Source organism: Nocardiopsis sp. NPDC055879 (assembly GCF_053615935.1).
In genome coordinates this window covers 1-1,355 of record NZ_JBSHCT010000095.1, presented here as the reverse complement: position 1 = coordinate 1,355, position 1,355 = coordinate 1, and the positions used below count along the sequence as shown (strand labels likewise).

General features: G+C 64.1%; 2 protein-coding genes. One reads left to right on the top strand and one right to left on the bottom strand.

What is annotated here, in order from left to right; translation table 11 throughout:
• Window positions 1-224 (bottom strand): IS200/IS605 family transposase (tnpA, locus tag ACWGKS_RS29980; RefSeq protein ID WP_452525100.1); only part of this gene is annotated, 224 nt, incomplete at its 3' end.
• A gap of 19 nt (window positions 225-243) precedes the next feature.
• Here tnpA and ACWGKS_RS29975 point away from each other — a divergent pair.
• The coding region (locus ACWGKS_RS29975) for an RNA-guided endonuclease InsQ/TnpB family protein (RefSeq protein ID WP_452525098.1) at window positions 244-1,355 on the top strand (1,112 nt) is incomplete at its 3' end.

The following is a 1,355-nucleotide window of genomic DNA, read 5'->3' as shown; positions in this document are numbered from 1 at the left end:
TAGCGCACGAGCAGGTGGACGTGATCGCGTTCGCCGTTGAACTCGACCAACTCGGTTTCGAAGTCGGCACAGACGGCTCGCATGATCTCTTCGCAGCGCGTAAGGATCACGTCGGTGAACGGGCCGGGCCGGTATCTGGGTGTGAGGACCAAGTGGGCATGGAGGGTGTGGACGACCGTTCGTCCCCTGCGGATTTCGGGGTTCGGCTCCCATCGAGGGGACATGGATCTTATGGTCGTACCCATGAAGATCGTCGTGCAGGTCAAACTCTTGACGGAGGCCGACCAGGCCGCCGCACTGCGTTCCACCCTGCGCGCGGTCAACGACTTGGCCACCTGGGTTTCTGAGGTGGCATTCGTCAACGACGTGCCGCGTGAGTACGAGCTGCGCAAGCACACCTACGCCCACCTCAAAGAACAGGGTTTGGGCGCGCAGGCTGCGCAACACGTCATCAAGAAGGTGCGCGACGCCTACACCACCTTGAAGGCCAACATCCGAGCTGGGAACCTCGGCAAGGAAGGCTCCAAACGTCGCCGTAAGGCGGAGTCCAAGCCCATCGTGTTCCGGTGCGAGGCCGCCCAACCCTACGACGACCGGTGCCTGTCCTGGCGGTACGACCAGCGGACCGTGTCCATCTGGACCACGTCCGGGCGGCTCAAAAATATCCGCTACGTATGCTCCGCTGAGGCGCTCAAGACGCTCCAGGCGTACCGGCAGGGCGAATCCGACCTGATCGAGCGCGACGGCGTGTTCTACCTCGTCGCCACCTGCGAGGTTCCCGAGGCCGAGCAGTACGAGCCGGACGGCTTCATCGGCGTCGATCTCGGCATGGCCAACATTGCCACTACGTCCACCGGCTACCAGGTCGCCGGGCGCGGTCTCAACCGGTACCGTAAGCGTCAGCTCGCCTTGCGGGCCAAGCTCCAGAAGAAGCGCACCAAGTCCGCCAAGCGTCGGCTGAAGGAGCGTTCCCGCCGCGAACAGCGGCACGTCAAGAACACCAATCACATCATCGCCAAGATGATCGTGACCGAGGCTGAACGCACCGGGCGCGGCCTGGCCCTGGAAGAACTCCAGGGCATCCGCACCCGGGTACGGCTCCGCAAGCCCCAACGGGTCGCACTCCACTGCTGGGCCTTCGCCCAGCTCGCGGACTTCATCGTCTATAAGGCCAAGCGGGCCGGTGTGCCCCTGGTCTTCGTTGATCCCGCCTACACCTCGCAGACGTGCGCCGAGTGCGGCCACGTCGACAAGCGCAACCGCCTCGACCAGGGGCTTTTCATCTGTCGGGGGTGTGGGGTCGTTGCCCACGCCGATCGGAATGCTTCCCACAACATCGCCACTCGTGGCGAGAG